Source organism: Streptomyces zaomyceticus (genome assembly GCF_014656215.1).
Classification (GTDB): domain Bacteria; phylum Actinomycetota; class Actinomycetes; order Streptomycetales; family Streptomycetaceae; genus Streptomyces; species Streptomyces zaomyceticus.
The window spans coordinates 20,947-39,016 of the sequence record NZ_BNBZ01000018.1 but is presented as its reverse complement, the minus strand read 5'-3'; the positions used below and the strand labels follow the sequence as shown (position 1 = coordinate 39,016).

The 18,070-nt window shown below is 68.1% G+C and carries 15 protein-coding genes and 1 tRNA gene; 6 read left to right on the top strand and 10 right to left on the bottom strand.

All coding sequences use genetic code 11. From position 1 onward, the window contains the following. Nucleotides 1-518: 518 nt before the first annotated feature. The gene (locus IE311_RS22720; protein WP_189833628.1) at nucleotides 519-1,199 is read left to right on the top strand and encodes a bifunctional DNA primase/polymerase; all 681 of its coding nucleotides are present in this window, start codon (nucleotides 519-521) and stop codon (nucleotides 1,197-1,199) included. Nucleotides 1,200-2,399: 1,200 nt separating this feature from the next. Here IE311_RS22720 and IE311_RS22715 read toward each other — a convergent pair. The 3 genes from IE311_RS22715 to IE311_RS22705 form a co-directional block, all read right to left on the bottom strand. Continuing rightward, nucleotides 2,400-3,377: a DUF5926 family protein gene (locus IE311_RS22715; RefSeq protein ID WP_189833627.1), complete on the bottom strand. Its 978-nt coding sequence runs from the start codon at nucleotides 3,375-3,377 to the stop codon at nucleotides 2,400-2,402. 230 nt (nucleotides 3,378-3,607) lie between these two features. Further along, nucleotides 3,608-4,231: an ATP-binding protein gene (locus IE311_RS22710; protein ID WP_189833626.1), complete on the bottom strand. Its 624-nt coding sequence runs from the start codon at nucleotides 4,229-4,231 to the stop codon at nucleotides 3,608-3,610. 213 nt (nucleotides 4,232-4,444) lie between these two features. Continuing rightward, nucleotides 4,445-5,266, bottom strand: a complete 822-nt coding sequence (locus tag IE311_RS22705; protein WP_189833625.1) for a glycerophosphodiester phosphodiesterase — start codon at nucleotides 5,264-5,266, stop codon at nucleotides 4,445-4,447. Nucleotides 5,267-5,467: 201 nt separating this feature from the next. Here IE311_RS22705 and IE311_RS22700 point away from each other — a divergent pair, with 201 nt between their 5' ends. The 4 genes from IE311_RS22700 to IE311_RS22685 all read left to right on the top strand — a co-directional run bounded on the left by IE311_RS22700 (nucleotide 5,468) and on the right by IE311_RS22685 (nucleotide 10,300). Next, nucleotides 5,468-6,976, top strand: coding sequence for a S1C family serine protease (locus IE311_RS22700; protein WP_189833624.1), 1,509 nt, complete (start codon nucleotides 5,468-5,470; stop codon nucleotides 6,974-6,976). Nucleotides 6,977-7,023: 47 nt separating this feature from the next. Next, a tRNA-Ser gene (locus IE311_RS22695) sits at nucleotides 7,024-7,110 on the top strand. A 370-nt stretch (nucleotides 7,111-7,480) separates the two neighbouring features. After that, on the top strand, nucleotides 7,481-9,877 hold the full coding sequence (locus IE311_RS22690; protein WP_189833623.1) for an AAA family ATPase: 2,397 nt from the start codon (nucleotides 7,481-7,483) through the stop codon (nucleotides 9,875-9,877). Next, a complete protein-coding gene (locus tag IE311_RS22685) occupies nucleotides 9,878-10,300 on the top strand; it encodes a hypothetical protein (RefSeq protein WP_189833622.1) in 423 nt (140 codons plus the stop codon). Between the two features lie 2 nt (nucleotides 10,301-10,302). Here the strand turns inward: IE311_RS22685 and IE311_RS22680 are convergent, their stop codons facing one another. The 7 genes from IE311_RS22680 to IE311_RS22650 form a co-directional block, all read right to left on the bottom strand. Beyond that, on the bottom strand, nucleotides 10,303-11,682 hold the full coding sequence (locus tag IE311_RS22680; protein ID WP_189833621.1) for a tyrosine-type recombinase/integrase: 1,380 nt from the start codon (nucleotides 11,680-11,682) through the stop codon (nucleotides 10,303-10,305). Further along, nucleotides 11,676-11,879, bottom strand: a complete 204-nt coding sequence (locus tag IE311_RS22675) for a helix-turn-helix transcriptional regulator (protein WP_189833620.1) — start codon at nucleotides 11,877-11,879, stop codon at nucleotides 11,676-11,678. Before IE311_RS22675 ends, IE311_RS22680 begins: the two co-directional genes overlap by 7 nt. After that, the gene (locus IE311_RS22670) at nucleotides 11,870-13,339 is read right to left on the bottom strand and encodes a zinc finger-like domain-containing protein (protein ID WP_189833619.1); all 1,470 of its coding nucleotides are present in this window, start codon (nucleotides 13,337-13,339) and stop codon (nucleotides 11,870-11,872) included. Before IE311_RS22670 ends, IE311_RS22675 begins: the two co-directional genes overlap by 10 nt. 138 nt (nucleotides 13,340-13,477) lie before the next feature. Next, entirely contained in the window at nucleotides 13,478-14,224 is a 747-nt protein-coding gene (locus tag IE311_RS22665) for a DUF2637 domain-containing protein (protein ID WP_189833618.1), read from the bottom strand. 52 nt (nucleotides 14,225-14,276) lie between these two features. Continuing rightward, a complete protein-coding gene (locus IE311_RS22660) occupies nucleotides 14,277-15,683 on the bottom strand; it encodes an FtsK/SpoIIIE domain-containing protein (protein WP_189833617.1) in 1,407 nt (468 codons plus the stop codon). After that, nucleotides 15,680-15,925, bottom strand: a complete 246-nt coding sequence (locus IE311_RS22655) for a hypothetical protein (protein WP_189833616.1) — start codon at nucleotides 15,923-15,925, stop codon at nucleotides 15,680-15,682. Before IE311_RS22655 ends, IE311_RS22660 begins: the two co-directional genes overlap by 4 nt. Continuing rightward, the gene (locus IE311_RS22650; RefSeq protein ID WP_189833615.1) at nucleotides 15,925-16,332 is read right to left on the bottom strand and encodes an SCO3933 family regulatory protein; all 408 of its coding nucleotides are present in this window, start codon (nucleotides 16,330-16,332) and stop codon (nucleotides 15,925-15,927) included. The genes IE311_RS22655 and IE311_RS22650 overlap by 1 nt, the downstream gene beginning before the upstream one ends. Before the next feature lie 164 nt (nucleotides 16,333-16,496). On the opposite strand from IE311_RS22650, the gene IE311_RS22645 reads away from it, so the two are divergent. Next, nucleotides 16,497-17,102 carry a GntR family transcriptional regulator gene (locus IE311_RS22645; protein WP_189833614.1) on the top strand — a complete coding sequence of 202 codons (606 nt, stop codon included), beginning with the start codon at nucleotides 16,497-16,499 and terminating at the stop codon, nucleotides 17,100-17,102. Nucleotides 17,103-18,070 lie beyond the last annotated feature (968 nt).

Genomic DNA, 18,070 nt, shown 5'->3' with positions numbered 1-18,070 from the left:
ATGTACACGCACCAGAGGAACGATGTCCAGCATTGTCCCTGCGGGACTTGTGGTGTCCGAGAGGTCGTGCGCGAGGGTTGAAGTCCGCGGGAAGTTGGCCGAAAATTGTCCCCGGTGTGCACCTTTTGCGGTCGACTGGCGTCGTTTGAAAGCGCGTCATTCCGAGCGTGCTGGGTACGTAATCGGTGACAGGCAGGGGCAGTTGGAGCTGCCCCGGAACGTGACGCGGAACCCCGGCGTCTTTCACGCCGCAGGCCGCAACCCGTCACCGAGTGGCGGGGAACGTGTTCTGACCCGCCCTGGTTCTGACCTGGCTCCACCTCGTTCTGACCCGGCTCCACCTGGTACCGACCCCGCTCCATCCGGTCCTACGTGGTTCCACCTGGTTCCGGCCCGGCCGGCCCCGCTCCGACAGGGGCCGCCACCCCGCCGACCCGGTACGCGCTGATACGCACGGTGAAGTGTCCTGCACATGGTGTGATGTGGATTCGGCGTTCAACGGAAAGGAACGAGCGCTCATGCGCGAGATCCTCGGAAGGCGACGCAGGCTCCGGTTCCGGCGCAAGGCGAGGACCGCCCGACTCGACGCGGCGGTCACCTTCGCCGTCGAGTGGGACTGGCCCGTCCTGCCGGGAGCGGGCCTGAGAGCGACGACCCGGACGGCCGCGGTACCCGTCTGCTCCTGCCCCGACCCCGACTGCGTGGTGCCCGGCGCCCACCCGTACGACCCCGGGCTGCTCGCGGCCACCACGGACGAGCGGATGATCCGCTGGTGGTGGACCCGGCGCCCCGACGCCCCGGTGGTCCTCGCCACGGGCGGTGCCGCGCCCTGCGCGGTCAGCCTGCCCGCGGTGGCGGGCGCACGGGCGCTCGCCGCGCTCGACGCGACGGGCATGCGGCTCGGACCGGTGGTGGCGACCCCGACCCGATGGTCGATCCTCGTCGCCCCGTACGGCCTCGAACGGCTCGGTGAGCTGTTGTACGCGAAGGACAGCGTCCCCAGCTCGGTGCGCTTCCACGGAGAGGGCGGCTATCTGTTGCTGCCGCCCTCGGTCGCCGGTACCGGGCAGGTGCGTTGGGAACGGGCGCCGCTCGCGGGCTCGGCCCGGCCGTGGCTGCCCGATGTGGAGGCCGTGGTCGACGCCCTGGTGGAGGCCGGCACGAGCACACCGGGCGGCGGGAGCCGGCTCGCGTACTGACGGCGGTCGCGGGGCGGCCCGGCCGTCCGGCTGTCCGGCTGTACCCGGACGTCCGGCTGTCCGGCTGTCCGGCTGTACCCGGGCCTTCGGGCCGGGGCCCCGGCCCGAAGGCCCGGGGCCCCGGCCTCGGCCGTTCACCCGAATGGGTGTGTCCTGGTCCGACTTCTCGGGGAAACGGGCGCGCGGCCGGCCGGGGGCCCGTCGGCCGCCGATATGTTCGCCCCACCGTTCAAGATCTCCAGCCGAGCAGGAGCAGGTGGGCGCATGAGTCCGGTGAACCTCCGCGTGGTCGGACTCGGGGCCGCCGTCACGGTGGCGGTGTTGCTGCCGCTCGTCGCGACGGCGGGGCCGGCGGGTGACTCCGTACGACCGGCGGGTGCGAGCGATTCGGCCGACGCGAAGCCCGGAGACCTGCTGGACGGGCTCGGTACCGGCCCCCGCGCGGAGCGCGCTTCGGTCCCGGAAGCCGGGGTGGCTCCGTCCGCCCCGGTGGTTCCGTCGGCCGGGGCGGCTCCGGAGGCTTCGGCGGGGGCTTCGGGGGCTCCCGCCGCCGCACCTGCCGCCGAACCCGCTGTGGACCCCGCCGCGGGTCCCGCCCCCGCGTCCCCGGGCTCTCCGGGCTCTCCGGAGCGGGCCACGAGGTGTGGGCCGGAACTCGCCTCCCCCGAGGGGGTCGAGGCGCAGACCTGCGTCCTGGCCGAAGGACCCGACACATGGGCGCGTACGTACTACCGGAATGCAACCGGCCAGGATCTCGACGCGTTTCTTACCCTCTTGGCCCCCGGCGGGCGCACCGTGCAAGTCCGCTGCCCGGTCACGGCGCAGGACGAACCGGGTACCTGTGAAACGCCCAGGGAGCGCGGTCGGGGCACGGCCGCGGCGTATACGGCGGTGGCGGAATTCGCCGGCACGGGCGAGGGGGACAACACTCCGCTGCTGCTGCGGGCCGGTAGCAACACGGCGGACAGTGAAGGAAGTTGAGCGTCGACGCTCCGGACCTGCCGGAAGCGGACATGGAAAGGCCCGATCGCTGGCGACGGGGGATGCACCAGCGACCGGGCTTCCAGAACGGTAACAAGAGATCTGCGGTTCGCAAATTCGATCTCGGTTATTCGGACAGGGATTTACCCGTCCGAAGACCAGGTTGTGGTGGAAGTCACCGACTGGTCGGTCTGTCAGTCACCGATACCGTCCGGGGTATCAGCTGAGAGTCACCTGACGGTTCGTGAGGCCGCCGCGCGCACGCCGCTCCTCCGCCGTGAGCGGGGCGTCCGAGGCGAGCGCCTCGGCCAGCCGCTCGGCGAACTCGGCCGCCGGCTTCTCGCAGTCCTCGGCGGTCATCGCCGTCGGCAGGTCCCAGACCGGCACCATCAGGCCATGGGCGCGGAACGAACCGACGAGCCGGGTGTCCGGTCCGAGGGAGGTCGCACCGGCCGCCTGGAGGCGGGCGAGCGCGTCGAGGAGCTTCTCCTCCGGGTACGGCATGACCCAGCGCAGGTGGTTCTTGTCCGGGGTCTCGCACCAGTACGAGGAGTCGACGCTCGTCAGCTTCACGGTGGGGATCGCGGCCGCGTTGGCCCGCTCCAGGGAGGCGGCGACCTCCGGGTCGGCGCCGTCCGAGGACTGCGGAATCCAGAACTCGAAGCCCGAGTGGACCTCCGGGGCGAACGCGGCGTCCGCGTCGAGCAGGTCCTGGAGACGCGGGCCCTCGGCCGGTACGCGGCGCGGGGGGACCGGCGTGCCCGGCTCGGTCTCCAGGGCGCGCTGGAGGGTGTCGGCGAGGTCGCGGGCGAGGTCGCCGGAGGTGGAGTCGTTCTGCAGGGCGAGCAGGACGGAGCCGTCGTCGCGGCGGAGCGCCGGCCACGCCATGGGCAGCACGGTCGCGAGGGTCACGGAAGGAACGCCCTCCGGAAGCCCGCCCTTGAGGGTGAGCGGCACGGTGGCGGCGGGCACCAGCTCGCGCAGCGCGACCCAGTCGCACTCGCCGGGCAGGCCCTCGAAGGGGCGCTGGACGAGCTCGGTCACGGCGTGTGCGGCGGTCCGGCCGTGACACGCCTTGTAGCGGCGGCCCGAACCGCACGGGCACGGCTCGCGGGCGCCGACGACCGGGATCTCCCCGCTCGTGACCTGTGCCTGACCGGTCTTGCCGGCCTTCGTCTGGGGGCGCTTCTTGGCCATGGTGTGGCTTTCTCCCGATCGCGGCGGTGCGGTGCTTGTTCCGGGCGCGAGCCTAGCCGCACCGGGCACCGACGCCCCTCAGGCGGGCCGCCGGACCGCGGGCCGCCTGTCCGCGGGGTCCGCTCCAGGAGCGTCCGCGAGGCCGGTGAGCGACGTCCGGTCCGCGAGGGTCCGGTCCGCGTACCCGCACCAGGACTCGCACCCGCACCCGCACCCGCGCTCGTACGAGGTCAGTCCAGATCGTCGTACGCGTCCAGGATGTCGAAGCGCGAGCCGCCGCCGACACGGGCCGCGAAGTCCTCGCGGCGGTGTCCTTCCGTGACCACCACCCAGACGGTGACCTCGCCGGTCGCGCTGTCGCGTACGCCCCAGTCCTGGGCCAGCGCACTGATGATGTTCAGCCCGCGGCCGCCCCGTGCGGTCACCGAGGGCGTCGCCGGAACGGGCCGGGTCGGGCCACCGCCGTCCGTCACCTCGACTCTGAGGCCGCCCGCCGGGTCCACCCGCCAGGCCGCCCGTACATCCCCGTCGCCCCGATCCGCCTGCCCCAGCGGCCTGCCGTAGCGACAGGCATTGCTGAGCAGCTCGGAAAGGATCAGCACCGCGTCGTCGACGACCGAATCGGACATTCCGCTGCGGTACAGCTCGTCCCGCATCCGGTGTCGCGCCTTACCCACGCCCGCAGGGCCATGGGGTACGGCCATGCTCGACGACGTGGGCACTTCTTGTGCCACCACCAACGCCACCCCCGAGACCTCCTTTGCCCCACGCCACCGTGTGGATGCCCCAATGGACTGGACCGGAAACCGGCCAATCCGCGTTCGATGAGGCACTCGTGACGATCGCGTACGCATCGAACGCGCCGGTGCACTCCCTGAAAGCCCTGGGAACCCTTGTGACGTAAGGGAAGAGAGAGGCTGAGGGGGCGAAAACCAGCCGTTCGACGGGGCCAAAACCGGGTGCCCTGGGCAGGGACTCGGAGACGGCCGGGTCGCGGCCCGGCCCGGAGACGGCTCGGTCGCGGCCGGGCCCGGAGACGGCTCGGTCGCGGCCCACCGGGAGGCGACTCAGTCGCGGCCCAGCTGGGCGAGCACCTGCTTGGGCCGGTTGGTGATGATCGCGTCCACTCCGAGGCGCTCGCAGAGCTCGACGTCCTCGGCGTCGTCGACCGTCCAGACGTGGACCTGGTGCCCGGCCTTCTGGAGCCGCAGGATCACGGCGGGGTGGTGGCGGACGATCCGGATCGAGGGCCCGGCGATGCGCGCGCCCGCGGGGAGGCGCCCGTCGCGCAGCCGCGGCGAGACGAACTGGGCGAGGGAGACGGTGGGGAGCGTCGGCGAGGCCAGGGCGATCCGCTGCAGGGAGCGCGCGGAGAAGCTCATGACGCGGACGGGGGAGTCGGCGGAGGACGCGGGCGCGTCCAGGCCGAACCGCTTGAGCAGCTGGAGCAGCCGCTCCTCGACCTGACCGGCCCAGCGCGTGGGGTGCTTGGTCTCGATGGCCAGCTCGACCCGGCGCCCGGCGTCGCTGACCAGCTCCAGCAGGCGCTCGAGGGTGAGGACGGACGTGGCCCCGGGGTCGCCCCGGTCCGGGCTTTCGCCGGACTCGTCGCGGCCCTTCCAGGTGCCGAAGTCGAGGGCGGCGAGATCGGCGAGTTCGAGGGCGGAGACGGCGCCGCGGCCGTTCGAGGTGCGGTCGACGCGGCGGTCGTGGACGCAGACGAGATGGCCGTCGGCGGTGAGCCGGACGTCGCACTCCAGCGCGTCGGCGCCGTCCTCGATGGCCTTCACATAGGCGGCCAGGGTGTGTTCCGGTGCGTCCTCGGAGGCTCCACGGTGGGCGACGACCTGGAGGGGGACGCGGTTCGGGTGCTGCCGTGCGTGAGTCACGGCGTCATGGTGCCATTGGCGGGGTCGGACGGGCACACCGGAAGGCGTCCTTTCTGTCCGTATATAAAGGTAGGAGTGTGAATGCACAGCTCCGCCTTACAGCGGCCTGACGTCCTGTGGGAAAAGCTGGTGCAGCACCCTGGACCCGGTAGGTGACCAGTAGGTACCACCACCCCGCGCAGTCAACGAGGAGAGCGAGCTGTGAGCACCGAGAACGAGGGCACGGAGGCACCGGCGACCCCGCCCACCCCGTCCGCCCCTCCGACGCCTCCCTCGACGCCGACGCCGGAATCGACGACGTCGGCACCGACGCATCCCGGAACGACCCCCGAGCCGACCCCCGAACCGACCTCTGCCCCGACGACGGCGCAGACCCCGGCCTCGCCGGCGAGCCCGCCTCCGGCCCCGGCCCCGGCCGATGCGCCGACGGTCGCCCACGCCTCCGCCCCGGGCCACGCCCCCGCCCCGGAACAGGTCGGCGCGGCGGCCGCTTCCGGCGCCGGCTGGCCGCCTCCCCCGCCGGCCGTACCGGCCTGGGGCGCCCCGCCCCCGCCCGCGGCTCACGCTCCGGCGGCCCCGCGCAGGCGGACCGGCGGTCTCGTGGCGGCGGTCCTGGCCGCGGCGCTCGTCGCGGGCGGCATCGGCGGTGGCATCGGCTACTGGGCGGCCCAGCGCGGCGACGACGGCGGCAGCTCGACCACGGTCTCCTCGAGCGAGGCCCCCGCGGCCTTCAAGCGCGACCCGGGCACGGTCGCCGCGGTCGCGGCCCAGGCGCTGCCGAGCGTGGTCACGATCCAGGCGAAGTCCGGCGGCTCGCAGGGCGGCGAGAGCGAGGGCGGTACGGGCACGGGCTTCGTGTACGACCAGGAAGGCCACATCGTCACCAACAACCACGTGGTGGCATCGGCGGCGGACGGCGGCACGCTCTCCGTGACGTTCCCGGACGGCAAGTCGTACGACGCGGAGGTCGTCGGCCGGGCCGAGGGCTACGACGTGGCCGTACTGAAGCTCACGAACGCGCCGAAGGGCCTGAAGCCGCTGCCGCTGGGCAACTCCGACAAGGTGGCCGTCGGTGACTCGACGATCGCGATCGGCGCGCCCTTCGGCCTGTCGAACACGGTGACGACGGGCATCATCAGCGCCAAGAACCGCCCGGTCGCCTCGGGCGACGCCTCGGGCGGCAGCAACTCGTACATGAGCGCGCTGCAGACGGACGCCTCGATCAACCCCGGCAACTCGGGCGGGCCGCTGCTCGACGCGAGCGGCGCGGTGATCGGCATCAACTCGGCCATCCAGTCCACGGGGAGCGGTTTCGGCCAGACCCAGGCGGGCTCGATCGGCCTGGGCTTCGCGATCCCGGTGAACCAGGCGAAGAACGTGGCCCAGCAGCTGATCAAGACGGGCAAGCCGGTGTACCCGGTGATCGGCGCGACGGTGAACATGAACGAGAAGGGCGAGGGCGCCACGATCGCCTCCCAGGGCTCGGGCGGCACCTCCTCGGTCACGGCCAACGGCCCGGCGGCCAAGGCGGGCCTGAAGGCGGGCGATGTGATCACGGCCTTCGACGACCACCCGATCGACAGCGGCCCCACCCTGATCAGCGAGATCTGGACCCACAAGCCGGGCGACTCGGTCAAGATCACCTACGAGCGCGACGGCAAGACCGCCACGGCCACGGTCACCCTCGGCGAACGCACGGGCGACAACTGACCGGCTAGGCTGTCCCCCGCGCCGTCCGTGGACACACGGCGGCGCGGGGTGGGTTGCCCGAGCGGCCTAAGGGAACGGTCTTGAAAACCGTCGTGGCAGCGATGTCACCGTGGGTTCAAATCCCACACCCACCGCAGCAGGTCAGAGAACGTGCTGACCAGAAGGGGTGCCCCGACCAGGGGCACCCTTTCTTCGTGGGGCCCTGTCTCACCCTGACCCACCCGTGTGCCGCTTTGGATCAGGGCGTGTGGACCAGGTGTGGACCGCCGTGCGTGCTTCAGGTTCAGGGGAAGGGAATCGGGCAAAACCCCATGCACCAGCCGTAGTTACCTGGGTAACATCGCGAATCGCAAGGAGCGTTCTGCACAGGGAGCATCGGTGGACCCTCATCGTTACACGGCTACCAGTTCGGCCCCTGATGGCGATCGCGCCCGAGCCTCGGCCGGCTCTAGCGAGCTGAGTCTTCTTACATACGCAGACCTTGCCGAGGAAAGCAAGATCGCGGTGGCTCGCGCGAACAGCCCCCAGAAGAGACAGGCTTGGGAGAACCTCCTCACTCTGATCGAAGAGATCGGGGGAACTGGGAGAACCGATGCATGGGATCCTACGAGTGGCATTTCGTGGGACCTCGTTTCGCTGAGGATCGAGGGGTTTCAGGGTGCGACCGTTCCCTTTTCCTTTCAGTTTGACCCGACGCCGGGTGTGACTATCCTTCACGGGCCCAATGGATCTGGGAAGTCGAGCATCTCTGATGGAATTCGAACGGCGCTCTCGGGTCGATCGGACTGGTGGGCGGCAGTTACCCCGGCGACTGCGAGAAGCGGGAAGAGTCCACTGTGGGAGAAAGTGAACTGTGCCCGTGATGCGGAAGAATCAACGGTTGAAGTCGTTCTGATGCGAGGTGATGAGTCCCTTCGGCTCACCGCTCGAATCGGTAAGGATGGCCAGGTTAACAACTTCGATTCTCTCCGTGAGATTTCGAGCGGGGAGCCTGTGGGCTTCGAAATCTCGGAGACCCCATGGAGCTATGCCGTGGAATCCCACCCGCCAGTATTTTCATATGCCGATGTAGAGAGGCGTGTGCAGCAGCACGAAGATCTGCAGCGGTACATTGAGAATTTGCTCGCACTCGGTGGCTGCTTTGATCACCTGGAACGTCGCGTTGAGGAGATCAGCTCCTCCGCATCCGATAGTCGTAAGCGTCTCGCTGCCGCACTCAAGAGCGCTAAGGAGAGGGTGGCAAGGGTAGATGCCCACTTCTTGGGACTCGAACCACAGCACCATCTTCCAGATGTGTCCTGGAGCGACGATGTGCGCGACGTGCGGGTCTGGCTGACTGAGAACGGCCTCACCGAAGTCGGAGCAACACTACCCGAGGTTACGGCGGCTGGAATCGAGAGACTGGATTCTTCGCTGCGTGATGTCGACCGTGCACTGGAGTTGGTGCTAGGGGATGTTCCTACGGTCCACCATCGTTTGGCGGTTCATCTGACTTCTCTCCATTCGGAGGTCGAGCAGGTTGCCAACAGCGGTTATATCTGCCCGGTCTGTGACAGTGAGGTTTCCGATTGGGTGCAGCGTCTAGCTGACAACCTGGCAAATGTCGCCGAGACTGCACCAAGGAGGAATGCGGCAAAATCCTCACTGAAGGCACTTCGCGGAGCCGTTGAAGTCATCCCGACAGTTCTCGACATAGTCTCGGGTCTGGATGAGTTCGATGAATCACTGCTCGGCAGTCTTCGATCCGAATACGCAGCTCTGCTGGCGGCGTTCGAGGCATACGGCGAACAGCCTGTCGCCCCTGTAGTAAAAGGATTCCTCAGCATTCGAGCGGAACTTTCAGGGGAAGCCTGGAAGGGCCTTTCGAGTAAGGCGATCGAGCTGAGTGATATTTCAGCCCAGTGGCGACGGGGTCGTAGGGCGACGCTAGAACCGTACATCGTGGCCTGGGAGCAGGATCACGAGGAAGCCGACTCTGCTCCACTCTGGGAGGCTACGCGCAAGTGTATCGGCGAACTTGAGGACCGTCTCCGTACCGGGCGCACTGTGCGTTTCGAAGGTAAGGCCGGCGTGCAGGTGGAGCGTCTCCTGAAAGATGCTGGAATCGTCCTGGAATCGGTAAGCCTCAAGCGTACACGAGCTGAAATCTCCGTACAGGGAGCTGATGGGAACAAGCTGGAGCTTGCCATGCTGAGCGCGGGGCAGAGGAATGCCTTCTTGCTTGCTCCGCTTTTTGCGACGGCTGGTTCTGGGCCCTTCAATTTCCTGATCCTTGACGATCCCGTCCATTCGTTCGATGAAATTAGGGTCGACAGACTCGCCGCCGTTATTTCCGACCTGGCTAGGGTTAGGCGCGTCATCGTTCTAACTCACGATGAGCGTTTGAAAGAGCATCTTCTGGCGCGGAGCCATGTGTGCGATGCGTGGGTCGTAAGTCGTGACGGGATCCGGGGAGAGATCTCTGTTGAGAAGACCGACGAGCTTTGGCGGGTCCTTATTAAGGATGCCGAATCGGTATGGCAGTTCTCGCCCAAGGTGTCTTCTACCGGATACCTCAGTGAGGTGCAGATCATTCGAGGGTTGCTGCGGCAGGCATTGGATGACGCGCTGAGGCAGTGTGTAGTCCGGTATTCGCTGCACTCAGGGGAGAACGTGGCTACTTCGCTGGGGCTCCTTGATGAAGCAATGACAACCGTCAAGCGACTCGATGTTGCCAAGCGGATCATCTCTTTGGATCCAGCTCTTTCTCACCCTGTCGACAAGGCCCGGCAGGCATGCGGGCATCACGTTGCCAAGTGGAACAGTGCTGCACACGGGGGAGAGGAAGTGAAGGCTGATCTGAAGTTGGAGATCAGAGCAGGTCTTGATGCTTGCTCGACCCTAGGGGAGTGGGATTTCTGAATGGATGTGGCCGACCTCTCGTTGCGCAGAATCAAGGTTCTGGAGTTGAGGCTGCGAATCGAGAGGGTTTCTTTTGGTGCCTATAAGCTAGTGTCCAAACCGGATCGGCCTCCGACTGTCTCAAACGGGGCGGATGCTCAACTGGCCTTTGTGCTTGGCCTTGTGGGACAGGATAGGTATGGAGAGGTTCTTGGCGTGATTAGGCTATCTCGCCATATCTATAAGAAGTCATCGGACATTCTGCATGGTCGCTCAGGTCTTTTGAATGCTTCTTCCGTTGTGCTTGACGAGTGGGAATTGGTTGTGTCCCAGTTGGAGGGTTTTCTCGACCAGTACCTTGAGGGGCCCGAGGTGGATGGGGAATCGGCCATCGCCATTCCTGCTCCGGCTGGAGAGGTGAGCGGTCAGATCGCGTCGAGGTGACGCTAGAGCAATCGACTCTCTATCAGAGCGTTGGCTCTATCTTGAGATCCATGTATCGCCTTGGCGTAGAAGCGGAAGAGGACCGCGATGCTGTGGCCGGCTCGGCGGGCGACCTCGGCGGGCGTGACACCGGAGTCGAGCCAGAGGGAGACGCCCGCGTGCCGGAGGGAGTACGGCACGTCTGCCAGCGAGGAGGTGACCTCGGCCTCGGTCAGGACCTCGCGGCGGGCGGCCTGCCAGATTTCGCCGTACTCCTTCGAGAGTAGGTGGCCGCCCTGGACAGCGCGGAAGAGGCGACCGTCCTCGGCGGTGCCGAACTGCTTGATGTGCTCGCGCACCAGGCGAACCAGGACGGGCGGGATGGGCACGGAGCGGGTTGCCTTGCGGGACCGCTTCTTGAGACCCCTGGTGTCGAAGGACTCGCCGGTGTCCGTCCAGCCCGAACCCACACGCGGGGTGCTGGTCGAGAGGATCACCTCTCCCCAGCCTTCTTCTGGGAGGACGAAATCGTTCTCGCGCAGCCCGGTTGCTTCCCCCGGGCGATTCGCCGCGTAGTAGAGACAGCCGTAGAACGCTTTCAGGTGCTGACCGCGTTTGCCCTGCCTACCAGCGGTGTCGATCAGGTCCTTGGCGAGCCTGGGGCCGGGAACGAATCGGAAGTCGATCTCGTCGTCCGTCCCCGGCGGGCTCCAGTCCACCTGGCCCAGGGGGAGCTTCGTCAATAGCTCGCACTCCACGGCATACCGGAGGCAGTTGCTGAACACGGGGAGCTTGCGCCTGACCGTGTTCTCGGCCGCAGGCGTCCCATCCATCTTGAGTTTCAGGGCGTTGAGCGCGGACCGCACTACAGAAGGCGTGCTCAGGTCGGCGATGTCTACCGACTTACGCTCGATCCAGTCGAGCGCGGCCACAATGTCGGCCGGTGGCGTCTCCACATCGAGTCGGCAACGCAGTTCACCGTCGTCACCGCGGACGAACCGGAAGGACCAGGCGTAGAGCGCGGCTCGAAGAGCCTTCGGTGCCGGAGCACCGCGGTTGTCCTTGACCAGCCTGGACGTGACCGTAGCCAGGGCATCCGCGATGCTCGCGCGGTGCTTGGCCGAGGCCGCCGGCCACTTCATCTCGGCGTAGGCACGAGCGTGGGCGAACCACGTGGGGGATCCCAGGGCCCGAACCTCGGATTCGGGCAGACCTGAGTCGGTATCGAAGCGCTCGCGATTGCGTAGGGCGGTCAGCAACTCCGCACGGCGGCCGTCCGCTTGGGCCTTGATCTTGTAGCTCTTGGAGAACGGCTGGGCACCGACTCGCCAGCGGAGTTGGTAGGCGGCGGCCCGGTCGGCGCGCTTGCGGATGCCCCAGATCTTCACGTCATACGTCAGCACGCGGGCACCTCGCAACCTTCGAACCAGATGTCGAGGTCGGCTCGGCGGATGCGGATCTGTCCGTTGGGGAGCTTGAGGCAGCGGGGCGCCTTCCCGCGAGCGCGGAGCCGGTAGAAGGCGGCCCGGGACATGCGCAGCTCGGTCAGCGCTTCCACGAGGGTCAGCATGCGGGTGGTCGGTGCGGCGGTCACTGCCATACCTCCCCTTCGGTCTTGGCACGTTCCTTGTCGGCGCGGGTCTGGTTGATGTCGTGGCGGGTCTGGGCGGCGAGGAGTTCCTCGCCGGGGCGGTACCCAGAGGCCAGGTAGGCCCAGGAGGACTCGGTGACGAGGACGGTGTCCGGGGTGGGCGTGGGGTGGCCGGCGCGGGTGCGGGCGGCGTCGGCCTGGGCGAGTCGCCAGGCGCGGCGTACGTCGCGGAGGGCTCCGAGGGTGGTGGAGTAGGCACGGGATTTGGTGGAGAAGTGGCCGCGGAAGCCGAGCATGTGGGCCCACTTGCAGAGCTTGAGGTCTGCGAACTCGGGCAGGCCGCCGAGGTCCCAGGCGGTGCGGATCATCTGCCTCACGTGCCGGTGGACGGGCAGGTCCTTGAGGGGTTCGGCCTGGCGAGTGCCTTCGCAGTCCGGGCACAGGTCTTTGACGCGTCCGCCGACGGTGCCCCGTCCGGAACAGGTCCGGCAGATCAGGGACCGCTCCACGGTTCCGGAGTCCTCGGCGTTCTTGGTGGCGTACTTGGCGACGTACCCGGCCACGGCGGCGTCGGTGAGTTCGCCGTCGCCCAGGGCGGTGATCTCGTCGGCCCTGAACTTCTTGCCCCAGCTGATCTCCTGGTCACCGATGGTGTCGGAGGTGACGGTGAGGGTGGTGCTCTCGACCACGGTGGCGATGGCGGTGCGCAGGTCGCCCACGGTGGCCCAGGCCGGCGGGGCGCTGGTGTGGCCGTCGGGGCCGTCGAAGCGGACGACGGCATGGAAGTGGACCAGGCCGCGCTTCTGGTACTCGGCGACCTTGGCGAAGGAGACGCGCAGGACCGGCTTCATGTCCTTCTGGGTGATGCTGAAGTGTGCGGCCAGGGCGCGGCGGAGGTTGAGGGTGAAGCGGGCCCACAGGGCTCCGGCGTGGGCGTTCCACAGCACGGCGCCGGTGTAGTCGTACGTCTTGGGGTGCAGGGGCGTTCCGAGTTCGGGGGCCCCGTCGAGGTGGTGGATGCCGCAGCGGCAGGCGTAGGACTTGCCGTCCTTGGTGGTGGGGCGGTTGTGGACGGGGCCGAAGGAGGGGGCGGTGAGGGTGAGGAAGACGCGGGGGTGGGCGCGGACGGTCTCGGATACGTCCTTGCCGCCGCAGAGTCCGGCGCGGACGAGGTGGTAGGTGTCGGCGGCGTAGGTGCGGGAGCAGGCGGGGCAGCGGGAGGCACGGCGGTTGCCGCAGGTGGTCAGGAGCCGTCCGGTGGGTTCGTCGCTGGTGGAGTACGAGCGGATCGTTTCGCCGGTGGCGGCATTGCGGGTGGTGGTGTGGCCGACGAGGTTGATCGGTCGGGTGCAACCGTGCAGGCGGGTGATCTGGTCGCGGGTGCGGTCGAAGTTGTCGAGGTTGGCCAGTTCGATCAGGTCCCGGACAGCGGGGCTGATCACGTGCCGCAGGTCGAGGTCGCGGGGCATCGGCAGGAGGATCCTTTCCGCTGATGAGGAGGGCCCCGGGCAGCACCACGGTCGGAGTCGGGTGCTGGCCGCAGGCATGGCGGGTCAGGCCCAGAGGGGCCGAGAGGTGGGGAGGTGCCGGGAAAGCCGGCGGGCGGGTCAGACCGACAGGGCCGCGTGCGCGGCGGTGGCGAGCGGCAGGGCGATGCCGAGGCGGGTGCGGAGCTGCACCGGAGTGATGGGTTCGCCGTGTGCGGCCAGGTGGGATGCGGCGATGGTGCGGGCCGCGGCCATCAGCGGCTCCGGGACCACAAGGGACTGAGCCGGGGCGGTCTTCACCACTGGGGCCGGTGTGGCGGTGGTGATCGGAGCCGGCGCGGCGAGGGTCGCTGCGGGTTCGGCGATGGGCTCCATCACGGCCGTGGCCGGTTCTGTGTCCGGCTCAGGAGCCGGTGCCGTGACCGGTTCGGATACCGGGACCGGCGAGGGACCGGGGGCGGTGGGGGCGATGGCGTGGAAGTGCCGGAGCAGGGCGGGACCCACTGAGCCCCAGCCGAGCAGGAGGAGCGGGGCCACGCTGTCGAGGGCGGCCCGTCCGTAGTGTCCGGCCAGGAGCGGGTGCGCGGTGTTGAGGGCGAGGGTCAGCAGGCCGGACAGGTGCATGAGCCGAGTTGCCGAGCGCAGGTCACCGGCGGGGACTCCACGCAGAGACAGGGAGCGCAGCGCGACCAGGAGCCCGATCACCGACAGGTCCACCATGGGCGCGATCAGCGGAGCGATCGGGGCCGGGACTCCGAGCCGCAGGGCCAGGGCCCAGACGTTCCCGAAGGAGAACACGAACGCCAGGGCGGCGATCAAGATCATCACAACGGTGATGGTGCGCTGCGTCGTCCGGTCTTCCGTCAAGGTAATTCACCTCCCTTCCCGGGGAGTTGGGTACGGGCATGGGGTTGGGGGTTCAGGCTGCGGCGGGAGCGTCGTCCTCCGGAGGCTCAGCCTTGCGCAGGCTGGGCGCGGTCAGGTTGGCCAGCAGCACCGTCGGGTCCTGGGTGAGGTGGGCGGTGGCGAGGGCGACGGTCACGGCACTGGCGGGGTCGAGGTAGGGGGTACGGACGCGGACGAAGCCGGGGCGCCCTTCGGCGGCCATGGACGCGACGCCTACGTACTGGGAGCCCTGGAGGTTGATCGGGTCCATGTCCGGCCAGTTGCGGATGTCATCCCCGAGCGCGGCGACGGACGCTTCGGTGGTGCGCTGGTAGAAGGAGAGGGCAGCGCTGCACACGTCCCGGATCGAGGTGGGGATGGCGTCGCCGGTCGCCTTCTGGGTGGCCGGCACCGTGAAGATTCCGACCGACCGGCCGCCCTTGACGAGCAGACCCGTCAGGCGGACGTTCTCCGCCGCGAGGGCAGCGAGTGCGCGGGTCTCCTTGTCACTGCCCTTGTGGTCGTGGAAGAAGGTGTGGGACTCGTCGATGATGGCGATCACCAGCGGCCACTGTTCGCTGGGGCCGACGTTCCACATGTTCGCCGTGCCCAGCACCTTCCGAGCCGCCGTGGCACGGTCGTGGAGCAGCTTGACCAGCCGCCGCAGCAGCGCGTTGGCCTCTCGCAGGTCGTTTCCGGCGTGCGCGAACACACGGGGCAGCACGTCCGCGTAGTCACCGTGGGCAGCGTCGGACACCTTGCCGTCGATCACCGCGAACTGCACGGCCGGGGACGGCCCGAAGTAGGTGATCAGTGCGGTGAGCTGGTTGGACTTGCCGCCGCCGACACCGCCCGCGACCACCGCCCCCGACTTGTTCTTGAGTTCGATGCGGACCGGGGCGCCGTACTCGTCCCGGCCGACCGGCCACACCGTCAGGTCGGTGGGCGGCTTCCCGGTCGGTACGTACTGGGTGTGGTCGCTCAGCGGGTCGTGGCGGATCGCCCGCAGGATCGCGTGGCCCGGCTTACCGGCCTCGACGGCGACGCGGACGCAGCCCCAGGCGTCGGCCAGGAACCGGGCCTTGTCCTGGAGTTCCTTGATCCCGACCTTCGGCAGCAGCTTGATGTGGACGATCACTCCGTACCGGTCCGGCTGCGTCTTGATCATCGGGACCAGTTCACGCGGCTTGGGCTCCGGGGCGCCCTTGCTCGTGGTGAGGGCGGACAGCCAGGGCGGGGTGCGGTCGGTGACCGACAGCCCGGCCATCTTCGCCAGCCGAGTCCACGTCATCCGGATCTTCACGGCCTGCCGGATGCTCCGGCGCGTTTCCTTGTCCGCCCGCACGTAGCGGACCGTCTTGATAACGGCCCACATCGCCAGCAGCGCGGCGCAGGCCACCAGCACCACCGGTGCCCAGCCGAAGACCTCTTCCACGTTCATCGAACCCTCCCCATTCCCTTCTTCTTCATGTCCTCGATGGATGCCTTGACGTCCGCGCAGATCCCGTAGCCGTAGACCGACATCCGGGCCTCATGAACCGCGCGGGAGACGTGCATCCGGGCGATCCAGTCCAGTTCGATCCCGTGGGCGGTGAAGACGGCCAGTACGTCAGCGGAGAGGGGCGAGGCCCCCTTGCCGCCGCCGGGCGGAGTGACGGAACCCCGCCCGGCAGTGGCGCCCATTACGCGGCCTTCTTGACCGCAGCGGCCGACTCGGAGACCGTCTCGGCCGAAGCGGAAGGCGCGGCCATGGCCGGGGCCTGGGCCAGTTCCAGACGCGAGACCCGGTAGGCGACGCCGTCGGAGAGGCTGCCGTTGAAGATGCGCGCCCACGGGGTGGCGATCAGGTCCACCGGACGGACCATGACTCCCGCCGTCAGCCCCACCGGGAGACCGGACTCCGGCACGGTGATCTTGAGGATCTCGGCACGGCCGTCCGACATCTGCATCACCGTGACCGTGTAGAGGGTCTCCCCCGTGTCGCGGTCGGTCGCGATCTCCCCCGTCTCCGGGTTCTTGATCTTCGGGGCGCCGCCCGTGCCGGTGATGTAGTTGTCGGTCGGCTTGACGAGGACCGGGATACGGGCCATGTGCTCACTCCTGTGATTCGGGGCCCCTGGCGGGGCCGATGGGAAGAACCTAGCTCGCCCGGCTAGCCAGGTCAACAGGGAATGGATGCGTGACTTAGCTATGTCGCGCTAGGTGGGTTGGCTGAACTCGGGATAGCTGGGCTAGGGGCCGCTACTCTGGATCCATGACGAAACGGCCCTCCAGCGACACGCGCCCGCCCTACAAGCGGATGGCGGACGTGCTGCGCGACGAGATCGAGCGGGGTGTCCTGCAGCCCGGCCAGCAGCTCCCGTCACACCGTGAGCTGCAAGAACGTTTCGAGGTCGCCAACATGACCGCCCGCAGCGCACTGCGCGTCCTGCGGGACGAGGGCCTGATCCACACCGTGCAGGGCCGGGGCAGCTACGTCCTCTCGCCTCAGGGCGAGGGGGCCGGCGATGCCGAGCATCCAGGTGATCCAGCGCCCGACTACATCCCTCCCGCCTGGTATACGACGCAGATCGGCCGCAAAGAAGTGTGGGGCGGCCCCGGAAGCCCGCCCTCGCTACGCGACCTACTCAGGCGCGAGCCGAACCCCGGGCCTCAGACCTCAGGCGAGGCGGAGGCAACCCCGCAGAGCCTTGCGGAATCACCTGCCACCCGCGAGCCGGGAACGCTGACCCGGCCGGACGCCAGCCCGGAGTTCAACGCCCTGGCCCAACAGGTAGAGAACCTCACGCACCAGGTGGACCAGCTCACGCAGCTTTTCCAGCAGGTTCTTGAGGCAGTACAGAAGCCGGACCCGTCATAGCACCCAGCACGGTCGCCACCTCTTCCGCCAACTGAGACAAGCGCTCCACCCGCTCGCCCAGCTGAAACAGATACCCGGCTATCGCCTGCTGTTCCCAGTCGTTCATGCCCACCCCGTTCCTGTTGCGCGTGTGCGGTATTTCCGGCCGGACAGGACCCCGCGGTGGCGCCCATCCATCACTGCGGGGGTTTCCAAATTCCCCGCTAATTAGGGGTAGTTGCGCCACGATCCAGCCTCCCCTTCCGTGGTGGATCCTGGGATGGGGGCGCCGGCCATGGGGCACCCTGCGGAGAGGTTGACCGTGGGCGGCGCAGCCCACAGGCCGTAGGACCTGGCCAACCCTGCAACATCCCTGCGGATTGCTCGACCCCCGAATCTGGGAACTCCCGCCCCACGGGAATGCATTGCCGCAACGCCCGCCCCACGAGCACCCGATACGGCATCACATCCCGCGAGGCGGTCAGGGCGAACCCTCCCCGGGCTGCACATCTGGTCTGCCACCGCTGTCTCCTTTCGCTCCACCCTCACGTCGCGATCATCCGGAGAATCCGGGAATTCCGAGTTCATAGATCGCCTCGTAGGAGCCGCCGAGCTGGCGCCCCCGTCATCTGCTACAGGTGCGAAAAGATGCGCTCGTGTGACAGCGGCATGAGTGGCGTGCATCACGCCCCCCTCTCTGCTCCGAGATCTCCGGCGTGATGGCGTGAAATAAGCCAAACCAGACATCTCGCCTGAATTTTCACGTCGTACGCCTCCTGCCTGTGGGCAACTTCCAGTAGGAACATCAGACCGCAGGGAGCCTGTGGATAGATTTCGGCGATACGGCGAACAGACCGGTGTGAAACGACTGGATCGCTAGGAGAACGGGGCATGACATGCCAAAACAGCCCACTACCTACCGGCCGAAGCGGCCGAAGGAGTGAGCTGTCCAAAGTTTCTTTACTGGATCAAGGCGGCCCGCTGGCGCG

What these genes read in the sequence shown, in the direction of transcription:
- IE311_RS22720 (WP_189833628.1), top strand. Translation starts at nt 519, where the DNA reads ATGCGCGAGATCCTCGGAAGGCGACGCAGGCTCCGGTTCCGGCGCAAG.
- IE311_RS22685 (WP_189833622.1), top strand. Translation starts at nt 9,878, where the DNA reads ATGGATGTGGCCGACCTCTCGTTGCGCAGAATCAAGGTTCTGGAGTTG.
- IE311_RS22660 (WP_189833617.1), bottom strand. Translation starts at nt 15,683, where the DNA reads ATGAACGTGGAAGAGGTCTTCGGCTGGGCACCGGTGGTGCTGGTGGCC.
- IE311_RS22645 (WP_189833614.1), top strand. Translation starts at nt 16,497, where the DNA reads ATGACGAAACGGCCCTCCAGCGACACGCGCCCGCCCTACAAGCGGATG.
- IE311_RS22650 (WP_189833615.1), bottom strand. Translation starts at nt 16,332, where the DNA reads ATGGCCCGTATCCCGGTCCTCGTCAAGCCGACCGACAACTACATCACC.
- IE311_RS22675 (WP_189833620.1), bottom strand. Translation starts at nt 11,879, where the DNA reads ATGGCAGTGACCGCCGCACCGACCACCCGCATGCTGACCCTCGTGGAA.
- IE311_RS22715 (WP_189833627.1), bottom strand. Translation starts at nt 3,377, where the DNA reads ATGGCCAAGAAGCGCCCCCAGACGAAGGCCGGCAAGACCGGTCAGGCA.
- IE311_RS22670 (WP_189833619.1), bottom strand. Translation starts at nt 13,339, where the DNA reads ATGCCCCGCGACCTCGACCTGCGGCACGTGATCAGCCCCGCTGTCCGG.
- IE311_RS22655 (WP_189833616.1), bottom strand. Translation starts at nt 15,925, where the DNA reads ATGGGCGCCACTGCCGGGCGGGGTTCCGTCACTCCGCCCGGCGGCGGC.
- IE311_RS22710 (WP_189833626.1), bottom strand. Translation starts at nt 4,231, where the DNA reads ATGCGTACGCGATCGTCACGAGTGCCTCATCGAACGCGGATTGGCCGG.